The sequence below is a fragment of the Allobosea sp. Tri-44 genome, assembly GCF_004123845.1.
In the GTDB taxonomy this organism is placed as follows: Bacteria; Pseudomonadota; Alphaproteobacteria; order Rhizobiales; family Beijerinckiaceae; genus Allobosea.
The window spans coordinates 796096-821978 of record NZ_NBDP01000030.1; the positions used below are offsets into that span (position 1 = coordinate 796096).

Annotated in this window: 26 protein-coding genes and 1 riboswitch; of the genes, 16 read left to right on the top strand and 10 right to left on the bottom strand. The window is 66.3% G+C overall.

Translation table 11 applies throughout. The annotated features are described in order from the left end of the window. Positions 1 to 100: 100 nt before the first annotated feature. The 4 genes from gcvH to B6S44_RS20300 form a co-directional block, all read right to left on the bottom strand. Positions 101 to 475: a glycine cleavage system protein GcvH gene (gene gcvH / locus B6S44_RS20285; RefSeq protein WP_129158662.1), complete on the bottom strand. Its 375-nt coding sequence runs from the start codon at positions 473 to 475 to the stop codon at positions 101 to 103. A 29-nt stretch (positions 476 to 504) separates the two neighbouring features. Beyond that, positions 505 to 1653, bottom strand: coding sequence for a glycine cleavage system aminomethyltransferase GcvT (gcvT, locus tag B6S44_RS20290; protein ID WP_129158663.1), 1149 nt, complete (start codon positions 1651 to 1653; stop codon positions 505 to 507). Positions 1654 to 1814: 161 nt separating this feature from the next. Further along, a riboswitch (glycine riboswitch) is annotated at positions 1815 to 1914 on the bottom strand. Between the two features lie 75 nt (positions 1915 to 1989). After that, on the bottom strand, positions 1990 to 2607 hold the full coding sequence (locus B6S44_RS20295; protein ID WP_129158664.1) for a hypothetical protein: 618 nt from the start codon (positions 2605 to 2607) through the stop codon (positions 1990 to 1992). Beyond that, a complete protein-coding gene (locus tag B6S44_RS20300) occupies positions 2604 to 3122 on the bottom strand; it encodes an invasion associated locus B family protein (protein WP_129158884.1) in 519 nt (172 codons plus the stop codon). The genes B6S44_RS20295 and B6S44_RS20300 overlap by 4 nt, the downstream gene beginning before the upstream one ends. A gap of 355 nt (positions 3123 to 3477) precedes the next feature. Here B6S44_RS20300 and coxB point away from each other — a divergent pair, with 355 nt between their 5' ends. The 12 genes from coxB (at position 3478) to B6S44_RS20355 (ending at position 16457) form a co-directional block, all read left to right on the top strand. After that, complete coding sequence (gene coxB, locus B6S44_RS20305; RefSeq protein WP_129158665.1) at positions 3478 to 4359, top strand: cytochrome c oxidase subunit II; 882 nt, start codon at positions 3478 to 3480, stop codon at positions 4357 to 4359. A gap of 57 nt (positions 4360 to 4416) precedes the next feature. Beyond that, on the top strand, positions 4417 to 6051 hold the full coding sequence (gene ctaD, locus B6S44_RS20310; protein WP_129158666.1) for a cytochrome c oxidase subunit I: 1635 nt from the start codon (positions 4417 to 4419) through the stop codon (positions 6049 to 6051). A gap of 131 nt (positions 6052 to 6182) precedes the next feature. After that, entirely contained in the window at positions 6183 to 7139 is a 957-nt protein-coding gene (locus B6S44_RS20315; protein ID WP_129158667.1) for a heme o synthase, read from the top strand. Further along, positions 7136 to 7312, top strand: a complete 177-nt coding sequence (locus tag B6S44_RS29435) for a hypothetical protein (RefSeq protein ID WP_164547522.1) — start codon at positions 7136 to 7138, stop codon at positions 7310 to 7312. The genes B6S44_RS20315 and B6S44_RS29435 overlap by 4 nt, the downstream gene beginning before the upstream one ends. A 4-nt stretch (positions 7313 to 7316) precedes the next feature. Then, positions 7317 to 7895 (top strand): cytochrome c oxidase assembly protein, encoded by a 579-nt coding sequence (locus B6S44_RS20320; protein WP_129158668.1) that lies wholly within the window; start codon positions 7317 to 7319, stop codon positions 7893 to 7895. Positions 7896 to 7944: 49 nt separating this feature from the next. Further along, complete coding sequence (locus B6S44_RS20325; RefSeq protein ID WP_126113499.1) at positions 7945 to 8802, top strand: cytochrome c oxidase subunit 3; 858 nt, start codon at positions 7945 to 7947, stop codon at positions 8800 to 8802. Between the two features lie 76 nt (positions 8803 to 8878). Next, a complete protein-coding gene (locus tag B6S44_RS20330) occupies positions 8879 to 9253 on the top strand; it encodes a DUF983 domain-containing protein (protein WP_129158669.1) in 375 nt (124 codons plus the stop codon). Beyond that, positions 9250 to 10017, top strand: coding sequence for an SURF1 family protein (locus B6S44_RS20335; RefSeq protein WP_129158670.1), 768 nt, complete (start codon positions 9250 to 9252; stop codon positions 10015 to 10017). The genes B6S44_RS20330 and B6S44_RS20335 overlap by 4 nt, the downstream gene beginning before the upstream one ends. A gap of 69 nt (positions 10018 to 10086) precedes the next feature. Next, entirely contained in the window at positions 10087 to 11502 is a 1416-nt protein-coding gene (thrC, locus tag B6S44_RS20340) for a threonine synthase (RefSeq protein ID WP_129158671.1), read from the top strand. Beyond that, positions 11499 to 12851: a M16 family metallopeptidase gene (locus tag B6S44_RS20345; RefSeq protein WP_129158672.1), complete on the top strand. Its 1353-nt coding sequence runs from the start codon at positions 11499 to 11501 to the stop codon at positions 12849 to 12851. The genes thrC and B6S44_RS20345 overlap by 4 nt, the downstream gene beginning before the upstream one ends. 4 nt (positions 12852 to 12855) lie before the next feature. Beyond that, positions 12856 to 13467, top strand: a complete 612-nt coding sequence (locus tag B6S44_RS20350; RefSeq protein ID WP_129158673.1) for a GNAT family N-acetyltransferase — start codon at positions 12856 to 12858, stop codon at positions 13465 to 13467. Positions 13468 to 13604: 137 nt separating this feature from the next. Continuing rightward, positions 13605 to 16457 (top strand): EAL domain-containing protein, encoded by a 2853-nt coding sequence (locus B6S44_RS20355; RefSeq protein ID WP_129158674.1) that lies wholly within the window; start codon positions 13605 to 13607, stop codon positions 16455 to 16457. Between the two features lie 103 nt (positions 16458 to 16560). On the opposite strand, the gene B6S44_RS20360 is transcribed toward B6S44_RS20355, so the two are convergent. After that, positions 16561 to 17181 carry a YqgE/AlgH family protein gene (locus B6S44_RS20360; protein ID WP_129158675.1) on the bottom strand — a complete coding sequence of 207 codons (621 nt, stop codon included), beginning with the start codon at positions 17179 to 17181 and terminating at the stop codon, positions 16561 to 16563. A gap of 208 nt (positions 17182 to 17389) precedes the next feature. Between B6S44_RS20360 and B6S44_RS20365 the strand changes: the two genes are divergently transcribed. From B6S44_RS20365 to B6S44_RS20380, 4 genes are all read left to right on the top strand, one after another. Continuing rightward, positions 17390 to 18229, top strand: a complete 840-nt coding sequence (locus B6S44_RS20365) for a protein-disulfide reductase DsbD domain-containing protein (RefSeq protein WP_129158676.1) — start codon at positions 17390 to 17392, stop codon at positions 18227 to 18229. A 43-nt stretch (positions 18230 to 18272) separates the two neighbouring features. Beyond that, positions 18273 to 18758 carry a peroxiredoxin gene (locus B6S44_RS20370; protein WP_129158677.1) on the top strand — a complete coding sequence of 162 codons (486 nt, stop codon included), beginning with the start codon at positions 18273 to 18275 and terminating at the stop codon, positions 18756 to 18758. 635 nt (positions 18759 to 19393) lie between these two features. Then, a complete protein-coding gene (locus B6S44_RS20375; RefSeq protein WP_129158678.1) occupies positions 19394 to 19843 on the top strand; it encodes a GNAT family N-acetyltransferase in 450 nt (149 codons plus the stop codon). A 187-nt stretch (positions 19844 to 20030) separates the two neighbouring features. Next, positions 20031 to 21053: an LLM class flavin-dependent oxidoreductase gene (locus B6S44_RS20380; RefSeq protein WP_129158679.1), complete on the top strand. Its 1023-nt coding sequence runs from the start codon at positions 20031 to 20033 to the stop codon at positions 21051 to 21053. Between the two features lie 300 nt (positions 21054 to 21353). Here the strand turns inward: B6S44_RS20380 and B6S44_RS20385 are convergent, their stop codons facing one another. The 5 genes from B6S44_RS20385 to ispH all read right to left on the bottom strand — a co-directional run bounded on the left by B6S44_RS20385 (position 21354) and on the right by ispH (position 25857). Next, positions 21354 to 22226 (bottom strand): flagellar motor protein MotB, encoded by an 873-nt coding sequence (locus B6S44_RS20385; protein ID WP_129158680.1) that lies wholly within the window; start codon positions 22224 to 22226, stop codon positions 21354 to 21356. A 28-nt stretch (positions 22227 to 22254) separates the two neighbouring features. Next, complete coding sequence (gene motA / locus B6S44_RS20390) at positions 22255 to 23112, bottom strand: flagellar motor stator protein MotA (RefSeq protein ID WP_129158681.1); 858 nt, start codon at positions 23110 to 23112, stop codon at positions 22255 to 22257. Between the two features lie 357 nt (positions 23113 to 23469). Further along, the gene (gene rnhA / locus B6S44_RS20395) at positions 23470 to 23916 is read right to left on the bottom strand and encodes a ribonuclease HI (protein ID WP_129158682.1); all 447 of its coding nucleotides are present in this window, start codon (positions 23914 to 23916) and stop codon (positions 23470 to 23472) included. Next, entirely contained in the window at positions 23913 to 24878 is a 966-nt protein-coding gene (locus B6S44_RS20400; protein ID WP_129158683.1) for a homoserine kinase, read from the bottom strand. The genes rnhA and B6S44_RS20400 overlap by 4 nt, the downstream gene beginning before the upstream one ends. Positions 24879 to 24885: 7 nt before the next feature. Beyond that, complete coding sequence (gene ispH / locus B6S44_RS20405) at positions 24886 to 25857, bottom strand: 4-hydroxy-3-methylbut-2-enyl diphosphate reductase (protein WP_129158684.1); 972 nt, start codon at positions 25855 to 25857, stop codon at positions 24886 to 24888. Positions 25858 to 25883 lie beyond the last annotated feature (26 nt).

The following is a 25883-nucleotide window of genomic DNA, read 5'->3' on the forward strand; positions in this document are numbered from 1 at the left end:
TGAATGGCGTCATGCTCGGGCTCGGCCCGGGCGTCTCTTCAACCAGCGCCTTCCCGGCCGGAGATTATGCTCCGGCCGGGAATGACGGTGTCGGCGACGCTCAGAGCGTCTTCACGTAATCCTGGTACTCGGCCTCGCTCAGCAGGCCCTCCAGCTCGGCGGCGTCCGTGAGCTTGAGCTTCACGAACCAGCCCTTGCCGGCTGGGTCCTCGTTGACCGTGCCGGGCGCTGCTTCGAGCTCGCTATTGACGGCGACGACCTCGCCGGAGACCGGGGCATAGACCTCCGACGCAGCCTTGACGCTCTCGACCACGGCGGCCTCACCGCCCTTGGTCAGCGCCTTGCCGATCGACGGCAGCTCGACGAAGACGACGTCGCCAAGCTGGCCCTGGGCATAGTCGGTGATGCCGACCGTGCCGGTATCGCCCTCGATGCGGATATATTCGTGGTCCTTGGTGTAGCGGGTCTCGGCCATGGGTTTCCTCCGGCGAAAAGGGGTGAAGCTCAGCGCTTGTAGCGGTTGGGGACGAAAGGCATCGCGGCGATGGTCGCCGCCAGCGGCTTGCCGCGCACGATCAGGTCGAGCTTCGTGCCGGGAGCGGCATGCTCCCTGGCGACATAGCCCATGGCGCAGGGGCCGTTCAGGGTCGGGCCGAAGCCGCCCGAGGTGACCTTGCCGACGATGGTGCCGTCGGCGGTCGCGATATCCGCGCCCTCGCGGGCCGGAGCCCGGCCTTCCGGCAGCAGGCCGACGCGGACGCGGTCAGGCTTCTCGGCGAATTCGCGCTGGATGCGCGCCGCTCCGGGAAAACCACCCTCCTCGCGCCGGCGCTTCTGGATCGACCAGTTGAGCGCTGCCTCGACCGGCGAGGTCGTGGTGTCGATGTCATGGCCGTAGAGGCACAGGCCGGCCTCGAGGCGCAGCGAATCGCGAGCGCCGAGGCCGATCGGCTTCACGCGAGCGTCGAGCAGGAGCGCATCCCAGATCTCGCCGATCCGGTCGGCCGCGGCGGAGATCTCGTAGCCGTCCTCGCCGGTGTAGCCGGAGCGGCTGACATTGGCCTTGACCCCGCCGAGCTTGAGCGTGCGCAGAGTCATGAAACCCATCTCGGCAGCTTCGGGATTGAGCGCCGCCAGCGCCTCCTCCGCCTTCGGCCCCTGCAGGGCGATCAGGCCGCGATGCTCGGCCTTGACCAGCTTCACATTGGCCGGCAGGCGCGCCTCGATATGAGCATAGTCGGCGATCTTGCAGGCGGCGTTGACGATGAGCAGCAGCGCGCCGTCCTCGTCCGAGTCGGCGGAGCGCGTCACCATCAGATCGTCGAGGATGCCGCCCTCCTCGTTCAGCAGCTGCGAATAGCGCTGCTTGCCGGGCGGCAGGTTGACGATATCAGCCGGAATCAGCGCCTCGAGGGCGCGGGCCGTGGTCTCATGGTCGGGGCCGACGAGGAAGGCCTGGCCCATATGCGAGACGTCGAACAGGCCGGCCATCTCGCGCGTCCAATTGTGCTCGGCCATGATGCCGGCGGGGTACTGCACCGGCATGTCGTAGCCGGCGAACGGCACCATGCGCGCGCCCGCCGCGACATGGCGGGCATGGAACGGCGTCTTCAGCAGTGGTTCGGTGCTTGCAGTCTCGGCTTCGGCAGCCATGGCATCCCTTCCAGAGTCGAGCGCGAGCCCCGGACGGATTCGTCCGGAGCGCGCCCCCTCTGTCTCGGGACCTGAGAGATTTCCCCGCCCCGGCCGAAGCCTTGGGCAAGTTACCCCCGTCGGTGGGCGAGCCTCAAAGGCCCGCCACTTTCCAGAGCGCCAACTCCCACGCGGTCCGTTTGCCTGAGCGTTTCCGGGGCGGTTGCGCCTTCGGCGCCGGGTCCGGACAAGTCCGGCTCCGGTCTCTCCCGCGGGGATGATGCGGCTGAGCCAGCAATAGACGAGCGAGGAGCCGAGTCAATCGGCCCCCTGCCTCAGTTCACGGCAGCGTGCTGCCTACCTGCGCCGACGCCGCGCCGGCTCGGCACCGCCGGTGTTCAACCCAACGATGATCTCGATCTCGCCGGAGCCGCCGGGGACGACGATGTTGCTCTCGACATGCGAGAAGTCGGCGCCGGTCTGGCCGGAGGGGATCGCCCCGCCGACACGGGCGCTGCGGCGCGCGATGACCTGGTTGTTGCGCATCACCTGGGTGACCAATGTCGCGCCATAGCTGCCGGCGCCACCGGCGGGACCGATCAGGATACGCCCCTCGACGCCGACCTTGAGGGTGAAGCCGCCATCCTTGTTGGCCTGGGTGCACTCGCGCGCGGTGGTGGTGATCGAGACCTGACTGCGCAGGCTGCCGCTGTCCGGCCCCGACTGGGCGCGGATCGCGGCGCCGCCATCGGCGATGATCACCGAGGGGCAGGCGAAGTTGACCTCATCGTCGGTCGGCAGCTGATTGGGCTGCGGCGGCGTGGTCGACTGGAACATGAGAATATTGCCGAGCTTCTGCGCGCTGCTCGGCTCGCCGGTGCTCGACGAGCCGGAGGAACCACAGCCGGCGAGCGCGAGCGCCAGGCCAGCGGGCAGAATGAACCGGCCGACGCGGCCAGCGAAGCGATCAATCACGGCAAAGCCTCCACGCCGGGGCCGAATCCATTGAGTGAAACCGGAATACCGACCCCTTCCTCCGGCGTCTGAAACACGATGAATGTGGCGCTCTTACCAGTCTTGAGCTGACCGAGCAGGGTATCGTCCATCACGACCTCGGCGACGCAACCGGTGGTCAGGCAGCGCACGAAGCCGGCGCGGCCGATATCCTTGTCGTCGATCTTGAGGCCGAGGCCGGAGGGCAGCAGCACGCCGAGCGGCGCAACCACGCGCAGCAGACGGCTCTTCTGGTCGGCCGTCTTCAGCACGATCACCAGCAGAGTGAGGTTCGGCCGATCCTCGGCGGCGACGTTCTGCACGAGGGCGCATTGCTCGGCCTTGGCGCCGGGCGGCGTCTCGCAGCGCATCTGCCAGTCGCCATGGGTGGAACGCACCGCACCCTGTGCATGGGCCGGCGCAATCGAAAGCCAGCCGCAGCCAAGGACGGCGAGCGCCGCGGCCACGGGACCGATCAATGAGCGCATCCCTGTCATCCTCTCCTTACCGGCATGGAAATACACGCATACCCATGCCGAACGGCGCCCCCGCCATGCGAGAATGCGTTCCGACCATGCGTCCCGACTCCTGTCAAGGCGAAGCATCACGAGCGTCCACACGGTGGACTCGATGCAGGCGGCGTCGATCGGCCGCCTGGCGCCCATGCGCGTGTCGCGTACTTATGCCGCACGGGCTGTGTCACAGCCTGTCATTGCCCCACTGGCGCAAGCGTGATCTTTGATTTATCGCAATGCCGAAGAACCGGGGTGGCCAGACGTGGCCGTCCCGGCGCGCCTGTCTTGAAGCTGACCGAGACAGATCGCGCGGCATCAAAGGAGCTATGTCGGACCGATGCGATTTGTGACCACTCCTCTCAGGAACGCGCTGGCTGCCCTCGCTGCAGCTCTGATAGCGTTTTCGCCGGCCGTCGCATCGGCCCAGAACGGCATGCCGCAGCCCTGGGAGCTGAATCTCCAGCCGGCCAATTCCGAAGTGATGACGTTCATTCACTGGTTCCACGACTCGGTGAACGTACTCATCTTCATCATCACGCTGTTCGTGCTCGGGCTGCTGATCTATGTCGCCTGGCGCTTCAACGAGAAGGCGAACCCGGTTCCCTCGAAGACGACGCACCATGCGCTGCTCGAAGTGGCCTGGACGATCATCCCCGTCCTGATCCTGGTCGTGATCGCCATCCCCTCCTTCCGCCTGCTCAAGCTGCAGCTGGAGATTCCGCAAGCCGACATGACCGTGAAGGTCACCGGCAAGCAGTGGTACTGGTCCTATGAGTACCCGCAGGAAGGCGGCAGCTTCGGCTTCGATTCGCTGATGCTCGACGAGAAGCAGCGCGCCGAGGCGATCCAGTCCAAGAAGATCGCCGAATCCGAGGCGCCGCGCCTGCTCGCCGTCGACAACGAGGCGGTCATTCCGGTCGGCAAGATCGTGCGCGTGCAGGTCACCGGCGCCGACGTCATCCACAAGTTCGCACTGCCGGCCTTCGGCCTGAAGATCGACGCCATCCCCGGCCGCCTGAACGAAACCTGGTTCAAGGCCGACCGCGAAGGTATCTTCTACGGTCAGTGCTCCTTCATCTGCGGCCAGAACCACGCCTTCATGCCGATCGCCATCCGCGTCGTCAGCCAGGAGCGCTACACGGCCTGGCTCGCGGAAGCGAAGCAGAAATTCGCCAATGCGGCCGACGCCGCCAGCAAGGTCGCCGAAGCGACCCGCTGAACCCGACACTCTTGAAAGAACTCACGCGAACCGTATTCGCAGGAGGAGACGAATTTCATGGCTACCGCGGCTCCCCACGCCCACGGGCATGACGGCGATCACGCCCACGAGCACCACACCCCCACGGGTTGGCGGCGCTGGCTGCTCTCGACCAATCACAAGGACATCGGCACGCTCTATCTGATCTTCTCGATCATTGCGGGCCTGATCGGCGGCTTCCTGTCGATCATGATGCGCATCGAGTTGCAGCAGCCGGGCCTGCAGATCTTCGCCAACGGCCAGAGCTACAACGTCTTCGTCACCGGCCACGGCCTGATCATGATCTTCTTCATGGTCATGCCTGCGGTGATCGGCGGCTTCGGCAACTGGTTCGTGCCGCTGATGATCGGCGCGCCGGACATGGCCTTCCCGCGCATGAACAACATCTCGTTCTGGCTGACGGTCGCGGCGCTAATCCTGCTGCTGATCTCGATGTTCGTCGAGGGCGCCCCCGGCGCCAAGGGCGTCGGCACCGGCTGGACGGTCTATCCGCCGTTCTCGTCGACAGGCCACCCCGGCCCGTCGGTCGATTTCGGCATCCTGTCGCTGCACCTTGCCGGTGCAGCCTCGATCCTGGGCGCGATCAACTTCATCACCACGATCCTGAACATGCGCGCGCCTGGCATGACCATGCACAAGATGCCGCTGTTCGCCTGGGGCGTGCTGGTCACCGCCTTCCTGCTGCTGCTGGCGCTGCCGGTCCTCGCCGGCGCGATCACCATGCTGCTGACCGACCGCAATTTCGGCACGACCTTCTATGACCCGGCCGGCGGCGGCGATCCAGTGCTCTACCAGCACCTGTTCTGGTTCTTCGGTCACCCCGAAGTCTACATCATGATCCTGCCGGCCTTCGGCATCGTCAGCCACATCATCTCGACCTTCTCGAAGAAGCCGATCTTCGGCTATCTCGGCATGGCCTACGCCATGGTCGCGATCGGCGTGGTCGGCTTCATCGTCTGGGCCCACCACATGTACACGGTCGGCCTGTCGCTCAACACGCAGCGCTACTTCGTCTTCGCGACGATGGTGATCGCGGTACCGACAGGCGTGAAGATCTTCTCCTGGATCGCGACGATGTGGGGCGGCTCGCTCCGCTTCACCGCGCCGATGCTCTGGGCGGTCGGTTTCATCTTCCTGTTCACCGTCGGCGGCGTCACCGGCGTGGTGCTGGCCAATGCCGGCCTCGACCGCTCGCTGCACGCGACCTACTACGTGGTGGCGCATTTCCACTACGTGCTGTCGCTCGGCGCGGTGTTCGGCATCTTCGCGGGCTTCTACTACTGGTTCCCGAAGATGAGCGGCTACATCATCCCGGACTGGATCGGCAGCCTGCACTTCTGGGTCGCCTTCATTGGTGCGAACCTGCTGTTCTTCCCGCAGCACTTCCTCGGGCTGTCCGGCATGCCGCGGCACTATGTCGACTATCCGGATGCGTTCGCCGGCTGGCATTTCTGGTCGTCGATCGGCTCCTACATCTTCGCGGCCGGCCTCCTGATCTGGTTCTACGGCATCGTCGTCGCCTTCACGAAGAAGGAGCTCGCCGGCAACAATCCGTGGGGCGAAGGCGCGACCACGCTGGAGTGGACCCTGTCCTCGCCGCCGCCGTTCCACCAGTTCGAGACGCTGCCGCGCATCACCGGCTCGGACCACTGAACAAATCGGCGGCGGGCCCCGCGCCCGCCGCCGCCCCTCCCCCGAGCGCCTGATCCGAGGCGCTCCGGAGACGGGCGGATCCCGCAAACGATGCCCTCGGGCATCACGAAAGTTGAAGTGAACGAATTTCGATGTCTGCTGCCTTCGATCAGATCCCCCAGGCTGACGACGGAGTCTCGCTGAGTTCCACCGGCGAGGCGCGCGACTTCTTCGAACTGCTCAAGCCGCGGGTGATGTTCCTCGTCGTGGTGACGGCGCTCGGCGGCATGGTCGCGGCGCCGGGCACGGTCAACCCGGTGATCGGCTTTGCCGCCCTGCTGGCGATCGCGGTCGGCGCCGGCGCCTCGGGCTGCCTCAACATGTGGTGGGATGCCGACATCGACGCGGTGATGGCGCGCACCGCCGGCCGACCGATCCCAGCCGGGCGCATTCTGCCGTCCGAGGCGCTCGCCTTCGGGCTGACGCTCTCCGTCGGCTCGGTGCTGGTCCTCGGCCTCGTCGCCAACCTGCTCTCGGCGGCGATGCTGGCCTTCACGATCTTCTTCTACGCCGTCATCTATTCGATGTGGCTGAAGCGGGCGACGCCGCAGAACATCGTCATCGGCGGCGCCGCCGGCGCCTTCCCGCCGATGATCGGCGAGGCGGTGGTCACCGGCGATTTCGGCATGACCTCGATCGTGCTGTTCGCGATCATCTTCCTGTGGACGCCGCCGCATTTCTGGGCGCTGGCCCTGGTGAAGTCCGACGACTATGCCCGCGCCGGCATCCCGATGCTGCCGAACGTTGCCGGCCCCGCTGCCACGCGTCGCCAGATCGTCGCCTATACGCTGGTGCTGGCCCCGGTCGCAGTGCTGCCGGCGCTGATGGGCTTCGGCGGGCTGATCTATCTTATCGTCTCGGTGGTGACCGGGCTCGCCATGATCGGGCTGTCGCTGCGGGTGCTGCGGGTCACGCAGGGCGAAGCCGCCAACAAGGCGGCCTATGCCCTGTTCGGCTTCTCGATCCTCTATCTCTTCCTGCTCTTCGCCGTGCTGCTTGCCGAGAACGGCCTCGGCCTGATGTGGGCGCTGCCCAAGGTGCTGGGATGAGCGAGGGCCCACAGGACAAGAAGCAGCCGCCGGCCCCCTTCTCGCCGGAGGACATGGCCAGGCGCAATCGCCGCTCGATCGCGCTCGCGCTCGTGCTCGGCGGTCTCGTGCTGTTCTTCTTCATCGTGACGCTGGCCAAGACCGGGCCGGCGATCCTCAACCGCCCGCTGTGACGCGATGACGGCCGCCTCCAGAAATCGCCGCACTGTCCTCGCCTGCAGCGCCGCCGTGCTCGCCATGACCGGGCTCTCCTTCGCCGCGGTGCCGCTCTACAATCTGTTCTGCAAGGTCACCGGTTTTGCTGGCACGCCGATGGTCGGCACCGCCGCCACCGGCAAGACCAGCGAGCGGATCGTCTCGGTCGCCTTCGACGCCAATGTCGCGCCCGCTTTGGGCTGGCGCTTCGAGGCGGAGAAGACGGAGATCAGGGCGCAGGTCGGCGTGACGCAGACGGTGTTCTACAAGATCACCAACACGTCCTCGCGGCCGATGACCGGGATCGCGACCTACAATGTCCAGCCGAACCAGTCGGGCGCCTATTTCGTCAAGATCCAGTGCTTCTGCTTCACCGAGACGACGCTGCAGCCGGGCGAGACCCTGGAAGCGCCGGTGGTGTTCTACATCGATCCCGAGATCGAGTTGAACCGCGAGCTCGCCAGCCTGAAATCGATCACCCTGTCCTACACCTACTTCCCGTCGAAGAACGGGCAGCCGGTGGCGGAAAGCAAGGGTGACGGCAACCAACCGAAACTATAAAGCTGCGCAAGAAGCGCTGCACTTCTACGGACGCGGAGAGTTAAGCACGATGGCCGGGGCTCACACCAAGAACCACGACTACCACCTCGTCGATCCGAGCCCGTGGCCGATCGTCGGCGCCGCCAGCGCGACCATCATGGCCATCGGCGCTGTGATGTGGATGAAGTCGCTGCCGCTGCTCGGCATGAATATCGGCCCGCTGGTATTCGGCGTCGGCCTGCTCGGCGTGCTCTACACCATGCTCGCCTGGTGGATGGACGTGACCCGCGAGGCCGAGCGCGAGGGCCATCACACCCGCGTGGTGCAGTTGCATCACCGCTACGGCATGATGATGTTCATCGCCTCCGAGGTGATGTTCTTCGTCGCCTGGTTCTGGGCCTATTTCGACGCGAGCCTGTTCACCGGCGAGCACATCCAGTTCGCCCGCGCCGAGTTCACCGGCGGGCATTGGCCGCCCAAGGGCATCGAGACCTTCGACCCCTGGCACCTGCCGCTGCTCAACACCCTGATCCTGCTGACCTCCGGCACGACCGTGACCTGGGCGCACTACGCCTTGATTCAGGGCGACCGGAAGAGCCTGAAGCAGGCCCTGTGGCTGACCGTGATCCTCGGCATCCTGTTCACCGCCTGCCAGGGCTACGAGTACGCGCACGCCGCCTTCGCCTTCAAGGGCAACATCTACGGCGCGACCTTCTTCATGGCGACCGGCTTCCACGGTTTCCACGTCATCATCGGCACGATCTTCCTGGCGATCTGCCTGTGGCGCGTCTATCTCGGCCATTTCAAGCCGGACCAGCATCTCGGCTTCGAGTTCGCCGCCTGGTACTGGCACTTCGTCGACGTGGTCTGGCTGTTCCTGTTCGCCTCGATCTATGTCTGGGGCTCCGGCACACCCGCCGCACACTGAGGTCCAGGCCGGAAGCGGCCGCGAACCTGAAAATGGGGCGGCCGCGAGGCCGCCCTTTCCATTTGAGGAGGCAGCGATGGCGCAGCCGCAGATCACCCCGCCCTCCCCGTTCTCGACGGGTCTGGCCGGCCGCTGCCCGCGCTGCGGCGAGGGCAAGCTGTTCGACGGCTACCTCAAGCTGAAGCCGCGCTGCGCCGCCTGCGGACTGGACTTCGCCTTCGCCGATTCGGCCGACGGGCCGGCCGTGTTCATCATGCTGATCGCCGGCTTCTTCGTGCTCGGCCTCGCGCTTTATGTCGAGATCGCCTACGCCCCGCCGATCTGGCTGCACCTTCTGCTCTGGCTGCCGCTGGCGCTGGTCACCTGCCTCGGATTGCTGCGGCCGATGAAAGGCCTGGCAGTCGCCTTGCAATACGCCAACAAGGCCGAAGAAGGCAGGCTGAAGAAGTGAGCGAACAGGCTTCCCTCCCCGTCCAACCCAAGCTGCTTTTGCCGGGCATCATGATGCTCGCGGGCGTCATCGTTCTGCTCACACTTGGCGTCTGGCAAATGCAACGCTGGGCCGAGAAGGGCTTTTTTCTCGACAAGTTGCGGACGCAAGCAACCGCTGCGCCGGCGGCCCTGCCGGCTTCGACGACCTGGGCTACGCTCGATCCGGTCAAGCTCGACCTGACCCGCGCCGAAGCAAAGGGGGTCTTCGTCGACGGCCCGATCGCGGGCGTGCGCACCACCATCGCCGCCGGCCCGCCAGGCTCGCGCCAGCTCTCCGGCTTCGGCCGCTGGGTCTTCCAGGGTTTTCGGCTGGAAGACGGCGCGACGATCCTGATCAACCGCGGCTTCGTGCCGGAAAGCCGCTTTGCGACGATCGCTCCGGCAACCGGCGCCGCGACCATCACCGGCTATCTGCGCGCCCCGGAAACCCGCAACAGCTTTACCCCGGCCGACCTGCCGCAGCAGCGCGAGTTCTACACGCGCGATCCCGCCGGCATCGCCGCAGCGCTCGGCCTGCCCGCAGCGGCGCCGTTCTATCTCGAAGCCGAGCGCCAGGGCGACGGGCTGACCCCGCCGGCCGGCGTCGACGTCAAGGAACTGATCGCCCGCATCCCGGACAACCATTTGCAATATGCGCTGACCTGGTTCGGGCTAGCGGCGACGCTGATCGGTGTGTTCGGCACCTATGCCTGGCAGGCGCGGAGGCCGACGCAGAGCGCCTAATCAGCCTTTGCTTTTGCCCTCCCCGGCCAACCGGCCTATAGGATCAGCACGACATCAGAGACCATCATCGTGCTGCATATTTCGACCCGTGGCGAAGCGCCGTCGCTCTCTTTCGCCGACGCGCTGCTCGCCGGACTTGCCCGTGACGGCGGCCTCTATCTGCCGCAGACATTGCCGCGCCTGAGCACCCAGGAGATCGCGGGTTTCGCCGGCAGGCCCTATGCCCAGGTGGCGGAGCGCGTCATCGGCGCGCTCGCCGATGGCGACATTGATGCCGGCGCGCTGAAAGCGATGATCGGCGAGGCCTACGCCACCTTCCGCCATCCGGCGGTCTGTCCGCTCGTCCAGCTCGGCGACAACCTGTTCTCGCTCGAGCTCTTCCACGGCCCGACGCTCGCCTTCAAGGACGTCGCAATGCAGCTGCTCGGGCGGCTGATGGACCATGTGCTGGCGCAGCGCGGCGAGCGCGCCACCATCGTCGGCGCGACCTCGGGCGACACCGGCAGCGCCGCGATCGACGCCTTCAAGGGGCTGGAACGGGTCGACGTCTTCATCCTCTATCCGGAAGGCCGCGTCTCCGACGTGCAGCGCCGGCAGATGACCACCGTCGAAGCCGACAATGTCCACGCCATCGCGATCGAGGGCACCTTCGACGACTGCCAGAACCTGGTGAAGGCGCTGTTCAATCATCACGCCTTCCGCGACGAGATCCGGCTCTCCGGCGTCAACTCGATCAACTGGGCGCGGATCGCGGCGCAGGTCGTCTACTATTTCACCGCTGCGAGCGCGCTCGGCTCGCCTCATCGCCCGGTCTCCTTCGCAGTGCCGAGCGGCAATTTCGGCGACATCCTCGCCGGCTGGATCGCCAAGCAGATGGGGCTGCCGGTCGGCCGGCTGATGATCGGCACCAACAGCAACGACATCCTGGCGCGGACGCTTGAGACCGGCGTCTACGAGATGCGCGGGGTCGCAGCGACGACCTCGCCCTCGATGGATATCCAGATTTCCTCGAACTTCGAGCGGCTGCTGTTCGAGGCGCATGACCGCGACGGCACGGCGGTGCGCCGGCTGATGCAGTCGCTGCAGCAATCCGGCCGCTTCGAGATCGCGCCCGAGCCGCTCGCCCGCATCCGCGCCGATTTCGACGCCGTGTCGCAGGACGAAGCTTCGATCGCCAACGAGATCGGCACGACCTGGCGAGAGGCCGGCTATCTGCTCGACCCGCACAGCGCGATCGGCGTCGCCGCCGCACGCAAGCTGCTCGCGCGCGACCCGACGACGCCGGTGGTGGCGCTCGGCACCGCCCACCCCGCCAAGTTCCCGGCGGCGGTCGCGGCAGCGAGCGGCGTCACGCCCGCTCTCCCTGAGCATCTTGCCGACCTGATGGAGCGCAAGGAGCGTTTCAGCGTGCTGCCGAACGACCAAAGCAAGCTCGAGCGCTTCGTCGCCGAGCGGGCCCGCGCCGTGCGGAGCGCCGCAGCATGAAGGCGATCAAAACGTTGAAGGCGAAGACGGACAAGCCGAAGACCGTGAAACAGGGCGAGGCAGCCGGCCACGATCCAGCCGTCAGCCTGACAACGCTGCCGTCCGGCCTGCGCATCGTCTCCGAGCGCATGGCCCATGCCTCGACCGTCTCGCTCGGCATCTGGATCGGCGCCGGCGCGCGCGATGAGCTGCCGCATGAACACGGCCTCGCCCATCTGCTCGAGCACATGGCGTTCAAGGGCACGGCCCGGCGCTCGGCCTTGCAGATCGCCGAGGAGATCGAGAGCGTCGGCGGCGACCTCAATGCCGCGACATCGGTCGAATATACCTGCTACACCGCCCGCGTGCTCGGCCAGGATCTGCCGCTGGCGGTCGACATCCTCGCCGACATCCTGACCGCCCCTGCCCTCAGCGAGGAGGAGCTGGCGCGCGAGAAGGGCGTGATCCTGCAGGAGATCGGCGCCGTCCAGGATACGCCGGACGACCTCGTCTATGACCGCTTCCTGCAGGCGGCCTTCCCGGAGCAGCCGCTCGGCCGGCCAATCCTCGGCACGGCGGAGACGGTCAACAGCTTCACGCCCGACGCGATCCGCGCCTATCTCGGCCGTCATTACCATGCCGGCAACATGGTGCTGGCGGCAGCCGGCGCCGTCGATCACGACGAGCTTGTCGCGCTGGCCGAAGCCTCGCTCGCCGCCCTGCAGCCGAAGCCCGCAGCAGCACCCAGCCCGCGCGCGCAGGCGAGCTATCACGGCGGCGAAGCCCGCATCGACGGCGACGAGGAGCAGGTCCATATCGTCCTCGGTTTCCCCGGCAAGCCATTCACAAATGGCGCGCATTACCCGTTGCAGATCTTCTCGGCGGTGCTCGGCGGAGGGCTGTCCTCGCGGCTGTTCCAGGAGGTGCGCGAGCGCCGTGGCCTCGCCTATGCGATCGATGCCTTCCACTGGCCCTTCTCGGATTGCGGCGTCTTCGGCATCAGCGCCGGCACGGCGCCCGACGATGTCGGCGAGCTGGTCGAGGTCGCGCTTGACTGCCTGAGCCAGGCAGCCCGCGACGTCAGCGAGGTCGAGGTCGCCCGGGCGCGGGCACAGATGAAGGTCGGCCTCCTGGCCTCTCTGGAGAGTCCCGGCGGCAAGCTCGAGCAGATGGCGCGGCAGGTGCTCGTCTTCGGCCGGGCAATCCCACGCGAGGAGCTGGCGCGCCGGCTCGACGCGGTCAGCCTTGCCGATGTGCGCGCGGCCGGTCAGGCCCTGCTCGACGGCGTGGTCACCGTCGCCGCCGTCGGTCCGCTCGACCACCTCGCCCCGGTGGCCGCCCTGCGGGCCATGCTGGCGCGGGCCGCCTGACGAAATGGCGCTCTTCCGCTTCGCCACCGACCCGCCGGCACGGCCGCTGATCAGGACCCAGAACCTGATCATGCGCGCTCCCCTCGCCGGCGATTACTCGGCCTGGGCGAGCCTGCGGATGGAGAGCCGCGACTTCCTGACGCCGTGGGAGCCGGTCTGGAACGAGGACGACCTGACCCGGACGTCCTTCCGCCTGCGCGTCAAGCGCGCCGCCCGCGAAATCGCGTCCGACGAAGCCTATTCGCTGTTCATCCTCGATTCTCATTCGGAAACCCTGCTGGGCGGGCTGACGATCGGCCTGGTCCGGCGCGGCGTCGCGCAGGCCTGCACGCTCGGCTACTGGATGGGCCAGCGCCATGCGGGCAAGGGCCATATGACCGAAGCCGTGCGCGGCGCGCTCGACTTCGCCTTTTCCGAGCTGGCTTTGCACCGGGTCGAAGCGGCCTGCCTGCCGAACAACGAGCCGTCGCGCCGGCTGCTGGAGCGTGTCGGCTTCACCCGCGAAGGCGAGGCCCGCGGCTATCTCAGGATAAACGGGGTCTGGGCCGACCACCTGCTCTACGGCATGCTCGCCTCGGAGCCGCGCCTCCCTTCCGCAACCGGCCGCAAGCTGTGAAGAGGCCGGCATTGCCTTGCCCTCGCCACGTCGCGCCGATACCACTGACCATCACGCCTGAAGAGCCTCCCGCAGAGTCCACCTTGTCATCGCCATATCGCTTTTTCCGGTCCGGCATCGCCGTTTGCGGCCTTCTCATGCTGGTGCTGCTGACTTTGGTGCGGCCAGCGCTGGCGGTGGAGGCACAGCGCGTGCCGCTCGACGTGCCGGTGCTCGACCTGACGGATGTGGTCGAGCGCAACAAATCCGATGGCGACGTCATCCAGATCTCGACGGCGCCAGGGGCCGACGGCATCGTCCGGCGCATCGCCGTCCGGGCGCGCGAATCCGGGGCGCGGCCGGACTGGATCGTCTTCGCGCTGACCAATGATTCCGACGAGCAGATCGACCGCCTGCTGGTCGCCCCCTTCCACCGCCTGATCGGTTCCGGCGTGGTCTGGCCCGATCTCGGCGACCGCCGCATCGAGGCGATCACCGCGAGCCAGGGCCTGCGGCCCGAGCGTGAAGAGGCGCCCGACGCCGACATCTTCCAGATCACGCTCGATCCCGGCACCACTGTCACCTTCGTGGCGGAACTGAAATCATCGAACTTGCCGCAGCTCTATCTGTTCGAGCCGGAAGCCTATCGCCAGAAGACCAACGGGCTGACGCTCTACAAGGGCATCATCATCGGCATCGCCGGACTGCTCGCGCTGTTCCTGACCATCATCTTCGTGGTCAAGGGCGCGGTCATCTTCCCGGCAGCGGCGGCGCTGGCCTGGGCAGTGCTGGCCTATGCCGGGCTCGATTTCGGCTTCTTCCAGCGCATCTTCCCGCTGACCCCGGCTATCGAGCGAATATACCGCGCCGGCGCCGAGGTGGTGCTGGCGGCGACGCTGCTCGTCTTCCTCTTCGCCTATCTCAACCTGTCGCGCTGGCATGTGCGCTATAGCCACATCACCATCGTCTGGATCCTCGGCCTCGCCGGGCTGGTCGGCCTTGCGGTCTTCGACGCGCCGATGGCGTCGGGCATCGCCCGCATCTCGATCGCTGCCGTTGCAGCGATCGGCTTCGTGCTGATCCTGCACCTTGCCACCCATGGCTATGAACGGGCGGTGATGCTGATCCCGACCTGGTTCCTGCTGCTGGTCTGGGTGACGGCGGCGGGCTTCACCGTTGTCGGCCAGGTCACGCGCGATCTCGTGCCGCCTGCCCTGATCGGCGGCCTCATCCTGATCGTCCTGCTGATCGGCTTCACCGTGGTGCAGCACGCCTTCGCCGGCGGCACGCTGGGTCAGGGGCTGGTCTCCGACACCGAGCGGCAGGCCCTGGCGCTCGCGGGCTCCGGCGATCTCGTCTTCGACTGGGACGTCTCCGCCGACAAGATCTTCGTCTCGCCGCAGACCGAGATATTGCTCGGCCTGTCCAAGGGCGCGCTCGAGGGCTCGGCCGCACGCTGGCTCGAACATATGCACGTCGCCGATCGCGACCGCTACCGGGTCTCGCTCGACGCGGTGATCGAGCAGCGCCGCGGCAAGCTGCAGCTCGACTTCCGCCTGCGTTCCGCCAATGGCGCCTATCACTGGTTCAGCCTGAAGGCCCGGCCGGTCATCGGCTCGGATGGCGAGGTCATCCGCGTCATCGGCACGCTCGCCGATGTCACCGAGCAGCGCACGGCGCAGGAGCGCATGCTGCACGACGCCGTGCACGACAACCTGACCGGCCTGCCCAATCGCGAGCTGTTCCAGGACCGGCTCACCGCGGTGTTCGGCTTCAGCCGCGCCGACGACGCCATCCGCCCGACCGTGATCGTGATCGACATCGACCGCTTCAAGCAGGTCAACGAATCGGTCGGCTTCTCGGCCGGCGATTCGATCCTGCTGACGCTGGCGCGCCGCCTCGGCCGGCTGCTCAGGACGCAGGATACGCTGGCGCGGATCGGCGGCGACATCTTCGCGATGATCCTGGTCTCGGAGAGCGACCCGGAGCGGGTGCTGGCCCTGGCCGAGCTGATCCGCCGCGCCGTCTCGACGCCGATCACCTTCGCCGAGCGCGAGATCGTGCTGACGCCGTCGATCGGGCTCGCGCTGTTCGACGGCACGCCGACGGCGCGCAAGGACGACGCGCTGAAGAACGCCGAGCTCGCCATGGCCCATGCCAAGAACCAGGGCGGCAACCTGGTCGAGGTCTTCGTGCCGGCGATGCGCAGCGACCGCAACGATCGCCTCGCACTCGAAAGCGACCTGCGCCGGGCGATCGAGCGTGGCGAGATCCAGGTGATGTACCAGCCGATCGTCAGGCTGGAGGATCGGACCATCGCCGGCTTCGAGGCGCTGATGCGCTGGGACCATCCGCGCGAGGGCCGGCTGCTGCCGCAGGATTTCCTCGCGATCGCCGAGGAGAGCGGGCTGATCGTCGATCTCGGCGTCTATGTGATGGACCGCACGGCGCGCGAGCTCGCCGCCTGGCAGGCCGCGCTCGAGGTCGACCCGCCGATCTTTGCCAGCGTCAACGTCTCCAGCCGCCAGCTGCTGCGCCACGACCTGCTGCGGGACGTGAAGGCCGTGCTGGCGCGCCGGCGCGTGCTGCCCGGCACGCTCAAGCTCGAGATCACCGAGAGCCTGGTGATGGAGAACCCGGAATATGCGGCGCAGATGCTCAGCCGTATCCGCGATCTCGGCGCCGGCTTGTCGCTCGACGATTTCGGCACCGGCTATTCCTCGCTGTCCTATCTGCAGCGCTTCCCGTTCGACACGATCAAGATCGACCAGAGCTTCGTGCGCCAGATGGGCAACGGCAAGCCGCCGGTGATCCTGCGCTCGATCGTCCAGCTCGCCGGCGATCTGCAGATGGACGTCGTCGCCGAAGGCGCAGAGACCGAATCGGACGCGATCGAGCTCTACCAGCTCGGCTGCCAGTACGCGCAGGGCTACACCTTCGGCCAGCCGATGACGGCGGCGGAAGCGCGCCGGCTGGTGGGAGCGTCGAGCTCGACCTTCGAGGCGGCGTAAGCGGAAGCGTCATTCTCGGGCTTGACCCGAGAATCTCATGACGAGAAAGCTCCGTCCGACGCCGGGCCTGAGATGCTCGGGTCAAGCCCGAGCATGACGCTCTTCAAGCGTGCCCGGCATCCTTCGACAGGAAGGCCGGGTCGATGCCGAGCTTGCCGAGCGCCCGCGTGTATTTGGTATCAAGCGCATCATCGAAGAGCAGCTCGGGATCAGCCGGGCAATGCAGCCAGCCATTGGACTGGATCTCGGATTCGAGCTGTCCGGCTCCCCAGCCAGCATAGCCGAGCGCCAGCACAGCGCTTTCCGGCCCGGTGCCGACGGCGATGGCGCGCAGGATGTCGAGCGTCGCGGTCAGGCAGATGCCGTCGTCGATCGGCAGCGTCGCCGATTCCAGGAAGAAGTCGGCGCTGTGCAGGACGAAGCCACGCTTGGTCTCGACCGGACCGCCGCGCAGGACCTTCACCTTCTCGGCCTGTGTCGGCAGACGAATCGCCTGGTCAGGCGGGATCACGTCGAGCTGGACGAGCAGCTCGGGAAAGCGCGTATCGGCCGCGGGCTTGTTGACGATGATGCCCATCGCGCCATCCTCGGAATGGGCGCAGAGATAGACTACGCTGCGGGCGAAGCGTGGATCGCTCATGCCCGGCATGGCGATCAGGCATTGCCCGTCGAGATAGCTGCGTCCGCTGACGCGCTGGTTCGAGCCGAGATTCATGTTCGCCATGGTAGAGCATGTTGGGCTGATGTGGGAATCACTTTGGCTCGGTAGCGATCCCGGCCTTCCGGCGTAGCGCGAACGTGCCCCGAAACACCCGCTCCGTGCTCGCCGCAATGCTGGCGCAAAACTGGCGATGCTTGAAGATGTGCCGATACGGGATCACAGCATCGGTATCGTCCTCGCAAAATTGGACTGGATCGCCTAAATCAGACGCGTGAAAACGGTCACAACCTTCGCTCTCCTCGCCGCGCTGGCGCTCGGCACGCCGGCTTCCGCCCAGGAAGCCGTGGTTTCGCCATGGTCGAAGGCCGCTTACTCGTCGGTGCGCCTGATCGCGGGTGCGACCGCGCCATCGGGCAAGCAGCGCATCGGCGTCGAGATCACGATGTCGCCTGGCTTCAAGACCTATTGGCGCAGCCCCGGCGATGCCGGCGTGCCGCCGGTCTTCGACTGGAGCGGCTCGGAGAATGTCGGCGGCCTCGACGTGCGCTGGCCGACACCCGAGCGCTTCGAGGACGGCGCCGGTTCCGGCATCGGCTATGTCGGCCAGGTGGTGGTGCCGGTCTCGGTCCAGCCGATAGACCCGACGCGCCCGGTCACGGTGGTGCTGAAGCTCGACTATGCGGTCTGCGACAAGATCTGCGTGCCGGCCAAAGGCGAGGCGCGCCTGTGGCTCGAGCCCGGCGTCACCTCGGTGGCCTCGCCGCGGCTGGAGCAATTTGAGGCGAGGATCCCGCACGCGATCAAGGTCGGCGAGGCCAGCGATCGCCTTTCGATCCTGGAGGTCACGCATGGCGACGCCGCCGTGAAGCTGCTGCTGAAGGCGCCCGAGGGCGGTTCGGTGGAGGACGTCTTCGTCGAGGGCGCCGGGATGTGGTCCTTCGGCCGGCCGATGCTCATGCCGCAGCCCGACGGCACGGTCGCCGCGAAGCTCAAGATCGTCGAGCGCCCCAAGGGCGCGACTGGTCCGACGCCGCTCATCATCACCGTGCGCGGAAAACCGCAGGCGGTGGAGACGCGGCTCGAACTCGACATCGGCAACGCGAAGCCGTAACCCTGCCGCCGGGCGGTAACCAGCCGCAGCAGGAGACATGGCGATGGCGATCAAGGTCGGTGACAAGCTTCCGCAGGCAACGTTTCGCGTGATGACGGCCGATGGGCCGGCCGCCAAGACCACGGACGACCTGTTCAAGGGCCGCAAGATCGTGCTCTTCGCCGTGCCGGGTGCCTTCACGCCGACCTGCCATAAGAACCACCTGCCCGGCTTTGTGAACAAGGCGGCCGAGATCAAGGCCAAGGGCGTCGAGGAGATCTTCGTCACCGGCGTCAACGACGTCTTCGTGATGGATGCCTGGTCGAAGGCGACCGGCGGCGTCGGCGTGATCACCTTCCTCTCCGACGGCAATGCCGACTTCGCCAAGGAGATCGGCCTGTCGATGGACGGCTCGGGCTTCGGCCTGGGCACCCGCTCGCAGCGCTATTCGATGGTCGTCGAGGACGGCGTCGTGACCACGCTCAATGTCGAGGAGGCGCCGGGCAAGGCCGACCTCTCCGGCGCCGAGGCGCTGCTGAACCAGCTCTGAGCCCAGCTCGGCTCCATCCGCTTTCAAACCCGCGCCGTCTCGGCGCGGGTTTCTCTATTGGGCGGTAGGAGTCAAGGCGCCCCACACTGCGAATGTTCGAGGTGCACGTTAGGCGGACCTCTGGCACGCGCCGCTGGCGGAATGCGGTTGCTTCCTTAGCCGTTGATCAGCCAATCAAAAAACAGAATTCCGACGATTATTAGAACGGCCGAACCGGAAAACAACCATATAGCCATGCTGATCGACTGCTGTTCCGCATCCGTCGTTCCTAGAATTTTTCCAGCCGGAAATGACAGCAACGCAATAGCAAAGAATACCAATCCAGCTCGCGATAAAAACTGGATGCTTCGCACCTTCATATATCGACAACCTTCCGCGACGGTTGATGCTAACCCGAGCTTAGCATGCCGCGGTAATGTCCGTATCGGTCGTGAGCTGGCTGCCCCGCCAGGTCTCTGGATTCTCTCCGGAGTCGGCGCGCTGGCCGCTCTATGGTTGGGGCAATGAATGGACCGATGCCGGGTGCGCTTGTTCATGTCCAGCAGCGAATCCGATCGATCCGATCTGCGCTTGTCATGAGACAGCGCCGAAGACCGCCGCTAGCCTCCCGATAAAATCGAGGAGACGCCAGGCCCATGACAGAGATCAGCATCCGTCCGCTCGTGGCGAGCGACCGCGCCGCCTGGGAGCCGCTCTGGCTGGGCTACATCACCTTCTACAAGTCGTCGCTGACGCCGGAGACGACGGACACCACCTTCACGCGTTTGACGAACGGCCAGGAGCCGATGGGCGGCTTCATCGCCGAGCGCGACGGCAAGGCGCTCGGCATCGTCAACTATGTGCTGCACCGCACGACCTGGAGCCAGAACGAGATCTGCTATCTGCAGGACCTCTTCACCAGCGAGGAGGCGCGCGGCCACGGCGTCGGCCGCAAGCTGATCGAGGCCGTCAGGCAGATGGCCGAGAAGCAGGGCCTTTTCCGCGTCTACTGGCAGACGCATGAGAGCAACCTGCAGGCGCAGGAACTCTACGACAAGGTTGCGCAGAAATCGGGCTTTATCGTCTATCGCCAGCCGCTGGGCTGAGCTGGCGGGCCAGCGCGCTGCTCCCGCTGAGATTGCAGCAAGGCATTGCCGCCGGTGCATGAACGCCAGGGCAATGCCGTGGATGCCGCCTATATGAGGAACACATACGCCCGACGGCACCAGCCGCCCGGGCGTTTTCCTTTCGCGGAACAGCTCCGCGTTCGCGGTCATTCACAGGCGCTGCACCATGAAGAAGATCGGCTTCCTGTCCTTCGGACACTGGACCCCCTCGCCGCAGTCGCAGACGCGCTCGGCGGGCGATACGCTGCTGCAGTCGATCGATCTTGCGGTTGCGGCCGAGGAACTGGGTGCTGACGGCGCCTATTTCAGGGTGCACCACTTCGCCCGCCAGCTCGCCTCCCCCTTCCCGCTGCTGGCTGCGGTCGGTGCCAGGACCAGCCGGATCGAGATCGGCACCGCCGTGATCGACATGCGCTATGAGAACCCGCTCTACATGGCGGAGGACGCAGGCTCGGCCGATCTCATCGCCCGGGGGCGCCTGCAACTCGGCATCAGCCGCGGTTCGCCCGAGCAGGTCATCGATGGCTGGCGCCATTTCGGCTACCAGCCGCCCGAAGGGCAGAGCGATGCCGACATGGCGCGCCGCCACACCGAGGTCTTCCTCGATGTCCTACGCGGCGAAGGCTTCGCGCGCCCCAACCCCCGCCCGATGTTTCCCAATCCGCCCGGCCTGCTGCGGCTGGAGCCGCATTCAGAGGGCCTGCGCGAGCGCATCTGGTGGGGCGCGTCCTCCGACGCCACAGCCGTCTGGGCAGCGAAGGCAGGCATGAACCTGCAGAGCTCGACGCTGAAGACCGACGAGAGCGGCGAGCCGTTCCACATCCAGCAGGCCAAGCAGATCCGCCTCTACAGGCAGGCCTGGAAGGAGGCCGGCCATGCGCGTGAACCGCGCGTCTCGGTCAGCCGCAGCATCTTCGCTTTGGTCGACGACCGCGACCACGCCTATTTCGGCCATGGCAACCAGGGCGACGATTCGATCGGCTACATCGACGACAACACGCGCGCGATCTTCGGGCGCAGCTACGCGGCCGAGCCTGACAAGCTGATCGAGGAGCTCGCCAGGGACGAGGCCATCGCCGAGGCGGACACGCTGCTGCTGACGGTGCCGAACCAGCTGGGCGTCGACTACAATGCCCATGTCATCGAGGCGATCCTGAAGCATGTCGCGCCGGGGCTAGGCTGGCGCTGAGGGGCGCGTAGCTATGGCGCCGGAGAGAACGGGTACTGGTCTGATCGTCCTGCTTCCGACCCATCTGAGACATCAGACGATCGATGTCCGGCGACCGGAGTTAGCCCAATTGCGGGCATTTGCAGTGTCCGGATTCGGGGGCCTGGCTGGCTGACAGCCTGACGTGATGGATAGCGTTTCGCGATCGACTGGCGCTGATGCCGGGACGCACATGCTCCGCGTTGCAATGATCAGCCTCTCGCGTTTTGTCAGCCTTGAGCTCAATCCCAAACGGACCGTGAGGCGGCCGGGGCGATGTGTTCAGCGAAAGTGGTTCGGGGGCAATGGCGGCTCTTCAGTGAGCAGAGTGATCCTCACCCGTCGGTTTGGCGCGATGTAAGGATTGTCGAGGAAGACCGGCTCGGTGTCGGCGCGCCCCACCACGGAAGCGAAGCGGTCGTTGGGGAACCCTGCGCCCGACAGGATCTCGCGAACTGCGAGCGCGCGCCCGGTGGTAAGGCTCCAGGGCTCGGCGCCCGCCGCCGAGCCCGGGCGCGCGGCGGACGTGTGGCCGGTGATCGCCAGGCGGTTGGGCAGGCGGCGCAGAGTGGGCGCGAGTGTCTCCAGCACGCGACGGGTGCTCGGGTAGGGTTGGACCGAGCCCTCGGGGAACATTGAGCGGCCGGACTCGTCCATGAGGGCAACATCCAACCCCTCCTTGGTCGGCTCGATCACGATGTTGCGCGACAGATCGGCAATCTCGGGCATGCTCTGGAGCGTCTGCCGGAGGCTGGCTATCGCGCTGTGGCTGGCCTGCTGGCCGGCAACCGAGCGGTTGACCTCGCGGTCGGCGCTGCCGCCAGAGCTGGTCCGGCGCGCCCTGTCCTCCTGCCTGTTGGTCCCCGTCGCCACCTCGCGTGGCGGCGACGGCTTGCTGCCTGATTTGTCGAGGGCGGTACCCCACAGCATGCCGCCAGCGCCACTGGTGCTGGGGCTCAAAGACCCCGGCGCGAAATACTCCGCCAAGCCTTCCTTCTGCTCCTGCGTCGTCATGCTGATCAGCCACATCAGCAGAAAGAACGCCATCATGGCGGTCACGAAGTCCGCATAGGCGATCTTCCAGGCCCCGCCATGGTGCGCATGCGCGGCCTTCCTGACCTTCTTGACGATAATCGTCTGGGCGGGCTTGGTCATCGAGTCCCTGCTGGAGATTGAGCCGGATCTAGGCGGCCAGTTTGGCGGTTGCCGCTTCCACTTCGCTGAAGGTCGGGCGGACGTCGCTCATCAGAGCCTTGCGGGCAAATTCGACCGCCATCACCGGTGGCTGGCCGCTGACATGGGCGAGGAGGCCCGCCTTGAGTGACAGGAAGTATTTGGCTTCCGCGTCGAAGGTGCTCTTGAGCGACGCCGCCATCGGCGCGAAGAAGCCGTAGGCGACGAAGACGCCGAAGAAGGTGCCGACGAGCGCGCCGCCGATCAGGTGTCCCAGCACCTCCGGCGGCTCTTTGATTGCCCCCATCGTCTTGATCACGCCGAGCACGGCGGCGACGATGCCAAGCGCCGGTGTTCCGTCGGCGAGCGACTGCATGGCCGAAACGAGACGCTCCTGCTCCTGGTGGTGCGTCTCCAGTTCCTCGTCCATGAGAGCGTCGATCTCGTGGGCGTTGTTGGCGCCCAGCGTCAACATGCGCATGTAGTCGCAGACGAACTCGACCGCATGATGGTTCGCAGCAAACGTCGGGAAGGCATTGAACAGCGTCGATTTGCTCGGATTTTCAATGTGCTCCTCGACCGCGAGCATGCCCTTCTGCCTCACGAGCTTGTACAATGAATACTGCATCCCCAGCAGTTCGACATAGCATTCCTGCGTGTACTTGGAGCCCTTCAGGATCGTGCCGAGCATGGACGGCACGGCCTTGAGGACCGGCGGGGGATTGCCGATGATGAAGGCACCGATCGCTGCACCGAGGATGATGACGAACTCGAACGGCTGCCAAAGGACGAAGAGGTGGCCACCCATGGCCGCGTAACTGCCGAAGACGCAGACGAAGACAATGATTGCGCCGACGATCAGCCGCATGGTTTGCTACCCTCGCACTGCAGCAGCTACAGCCCGCGCGGAGCCACTACTCGTCCGAGGAATTGACCGATCAAGGTTAATGGCGAGTTAGGGACATGGCAGGCTTGGGGCGACAAATTGGCCCAGGGGAGAAAATCGGAGTGCAATGACTGGCCCGCGACTCGCCTGGTGAGCAGCGACTCTTGCGAATGCCCGCTGAGGGCCGGTAGCGGTTGGTCAGCAACAGTCGCCCGGTAATGTCTGCCTTCCGGCAGTAGTCGAACGTCGGCTGCTGGCGCGACCGCGACACCCAGGAGGTGCTCTACGAATTTCAGCAACCCACCCACAGCTGCCGTTGAGATAGCAGTCCGCCGCCGCTCACCGCCCCGGCTTGAACGGCGCCATCCCGGCGCGCGCCAGCGCGTCGGCACGCTCGTTCATTTCGTCGCCGGCATGGCCCTTGACCCATTTCCACTCGATCTTGTGCTGCTTCAGCGCGGCATCGAGGCGCTTCCAGAGCTCCTCGTTCTTGACCGGCTTGCGATCGGCGGTCTTCCAGCCGTTCTTCTTCCAGCCATGGATCCAGCTGGTGATGCCCTGGCGCAGATACTGGCTGTCGGTGTGGAGCGCGACCGTGCAGGGCCGGGTCAGCGTCTCCAGCGCCGCGATCGCGCCCATCAGCTCCATGCGGTTGTTGGTGGTCTGCGCCTCGCCGCCGGAGAGTTCGCGCTCCTTGCCCTTGAAGCTGAGGATCGCGCCCCAGCCGCCGGGTCCCGGATTGCCCGAGCAGGCGCCGTCCGTCCACACTTCGACCGGCTCGCTCATCGCCTCAATCCGTATTCTCTGGCGTCCGAGACGCGCTGGTGGAAGGCGAGCTTGCGATCGTATTCCAACGGATCGAGCGGCTTGACGAACGCGCCCGGCGGCACGTTCAGCCAGTCGACCAGCCGCGTCAGCAGGAAGCGCAGCGCCGAGCCGCGGCACAGCGCCGGCAGCGCAGAGACTTCCGCTTCCTCGAGCCGGCGCACGCTCTCATAACCCGCCAGCATGGCCTGGCCCTTGGTCAGGTTGAACGAGGCATCGGCCTCGAAGCACCAGGAGTTCAGGCAGATGGCGAGGTCGTAGGCGAAGGCGTCGGTGCAGGCGAAATAGAAGTCGATCAGCCCCGAAAGCCTATCCTTGATGAAGAAGACATTGTTCGGGAAGAGGTCGGCGTGGATCACGCCACGCGGCAAATCCTGCGGCCATGACCGCTCATGAATGTCGATCTCGGTCATGATGCGGTTGGCGAGACCGGGCGAGACGCTGTCGGCGCCAGTGCCGGCACGTTCGGCCAGAGGCCGCCAGTCGGGGACCGACAGGGAGTTGGCCCGCTCCATCGGGAAATCGGCACCCGCCTGGTGCAGCAAAGCCAGACCGCGGCCGAGTTCGGCGCAATGCGTCGCATTCGGGCGGCGCACGGAGAGGCCATCCAGAAACGTCACGATCGCGGCCGGGCGGCCGGCGAGGCGGCCAACCGCCGAGCCGTTCAGCGCCTTGACGGGCTGCGGGCAGATCAGCCCACGCGCGGCCAGATGCTCCATCAGGCCGATGAAGAAGGGCAGATCGGCGATATCGACCCGCTCTTCGTACAGCGTCAGGATGTAGAAGGCCTTGCTGGTGTGGAGCAGGAAATTGGAGTTGGAGACGCCCTCGGCGATGCCCTTCACCGCGAGCAGATCGCCGATGCCATAGCTCGCCACGAAGGCAGCCATCTCGTCATCGGGCACTTCGGTATAGACGGCCACGCGTTCTTTACTCTGCTGCGGTCGGGGTCGGCTCACGCAGTTCGCGCGGCAGCGGGAAGAAGACGCTCTCATCGGCGGTCGAGACCGTCTCGACCGTGACCTCATAGCGCTCGGCGAAGGCGTCGATGATCTCCTCGACCAGCACCTCGGGGGCGCTGGCGCCGGCGGTGATGCCGAGGCGGCGGATGCCGCCGAAGAGCGACCAGTCGATCTCGTCGGTGCGCAGGACGAGGCGCGATATCGGGCAGCCGGCCCGCTCGGCGACCTCGCGCAAGCGCTGCGAGTTCGAGGAATTGGGCGAGCCGACCACGATCAGCCCGTCGACCAGCGGGGCGACGCGCTTCACCGCTTCCTGGCGGTTGGTGGTGGCGTAGCAGATGTCTTCCTTGTGCGGGGCGATCAACGCCGGAAAGCGCGCCTGCAGCGCCTGCACGATCTCGCGGGTGTCGTCGACCGAGAGCGTGGTCTGGGTGACATAGGCCAGTTCCTTGTCCTCGGGCGGCGCGAGCGTCGCGACGTCGTCGAGCGTCTCGATCAGCGTGATCGCGCCCTCGGGCAACTGCCCCATCGTGCCGATCACCTCGGGATGGCCGGCATGACCGACCAAGAGGATGTGCCGGCCGCGCTTGCGATGGACCTCGGCCTCGCGATGCACCTTGGTCACCAGCGGGCAGGTCGCGTCGATGGCGAAGAAGTTGCGGGCCTGCGCCTCGGCCGGTACCGATTTTGGCACGCCATGGGCCGAGAAGATCACCGGCCGCGTCGCATCCGGCACCTCGGAGAGCTCGGCGACGAAGACCGCGCCTTTCCGCTTCAGCGATTCGACCACGTATTTGTTGTGCACGATCTCGTGGCGCACGAAGACCGGCGCACCATGCAGGGCCAACGCCTTCTCGACGGCGTCGATCGCCCTGACCACGCCGGCGCAGAAGCCGCGCGGGGCGCAGAGCAATATGTCGAGCGGCGGCTTGGCGGTCACTGGAGCGCGGGTTCCGAGGAGATCGC

Bases quoted from the DNA above. Each gene is read 5' to 3' on its own strand.
- gcvH (WP_129158662.1), bottom strand. From the start codon at position 475: ATGGCCGAGACCCGCTACACCAAGGACCACGAATATATCCGCATCGAG.
- gcvT (WP_129158663.1), bottom strand. From the start codon at position 1,653: ATGGCTGCCGAAGCCGAGACTGCAAGCACCGAACCACTGCTGAAGACG.
- B6S44_RS20300 (WP_129158884.1), bottom strand. From the start codon at position 3,122: ATGACAGGGATGCGCTCATTGATCGGTCCCGTGGCCGCGGCGCTCGCC.
- coxB (WP_129158665.1), top strand. From the start codon at position 3,478: ATGCGATTTGTGACCACTCCTCTCAGGAACGCGCTGGCTGCCCTCGCT.
- ctaD (WP_129158666.1), top strand. From the start codon at position 4,417: ATGGCTACCGCGGCTCCCCACGCCCACGGGCATGACGGCGATCACGCC.
- B6S44_RS20315 (WP_129158667.1), top strand. From the start codon at position 6,183: ATGTCTGCTGCCTTCGATCAGATCCCCCAGGCTGACGACGGAGTCTCG.
- B6S44_RS29435 (WP_164547522.1), top strand. From the start codon at position 7,136: ATGAGCGAGGGCCCACAGGACAAGAAGCAGCCGCCGGCCCCCTTCTCG.
- B6S44_RS20320 (WP_129158668.1), top strand. From the start codon at position 7,317: ATGACGGCCGCCTCCAGAAATCGCCGCACTGTCCTCGCCTGCAGCGCC.
- B6S44_RS20325 (WP_126113499.1), top strand. From the start codon at position 7,945: ATGGCCGGGGCTCACACCAAGAACCACGACTACCACCTCGTCGATCCG.
- B6S44_RS20330 (WP_129158669.1), top strand. From the start codon at position 8,879: ATGGCGCAGCCGCAGATCACCCCGCCCTCCCCGTTCTCGACGGGTCTG.
- B6S44_RS20345 (WP_129158672.1), top strand. From the start codon at position 11,499: ATGAAGGCGATCAAAACGTTGAAGGCGAAGACGGACAAGCCGAAGACC.
- B6S44_RS20350 (WP_129158673.1), top strand. From the start codon at position 12,856: ATGGCGCTCTTCCGCTTCGCCACCGACCCGCCGGCACGGCCGCTGATC.
- B6S44_RS20355 (WP_129158674.1), top strand. From the start codon at position 13,605: ATGCTGGTGCTGCTGACTTTGGTGCGGCCAGCGCTGGCGGTGGAGGCA.
- B6S44_RS20360 (WP_129158675.1), bottom strand. From the start codon at position 17,181: ATGGCGAACATGAATCTCGGCTCGAACCAGCGCGTCAGCGGACGCAGC.
- B6S44_RS20370 (WP_129158677.1), top strand. From the start codon at position 18,273: ATGGCGATCAAGGTCGGTGACAAGCTTCCGCAGGCAACGTTTCGCGTG.
- B6S44_RS20375 (WP_129158678.1), top strand. From the start codon at position 19,394: ATGACAGAGATCAGCATCCGTCCGCTCGTGGCGAGCGACCGCGCCGCC.
- B6S44_RS20380 (WP_129158679.1), top strand. From the start codon at position 20,031: ATGAAGAAGATCGGCTTCCTGTCCTTCGGACACTGGACCCCCTCGCCG.
- B6S44_RS20385 (WP_129158680.1), bottom strand. From the start codon at position 22,226: ATGACCAAGCCCGCCCAGACGATTATCGTCAAGAAGGTCAGGAAGGCC.
- motA (WP_129158681.1), bottom strand. From the start codon at position 23,112: ATGCGGCTGATCGTCGGCGCAATCATTGTCTTCGTCTGCGTCTTCGGC.
- rnhA (WP_129158682.1), bottom strand. From the start codon at position 23,916: ATGAGCGAGCCGGTCGAAGTGTGGACGGACGGCGCCTGCTCGGGCAAT.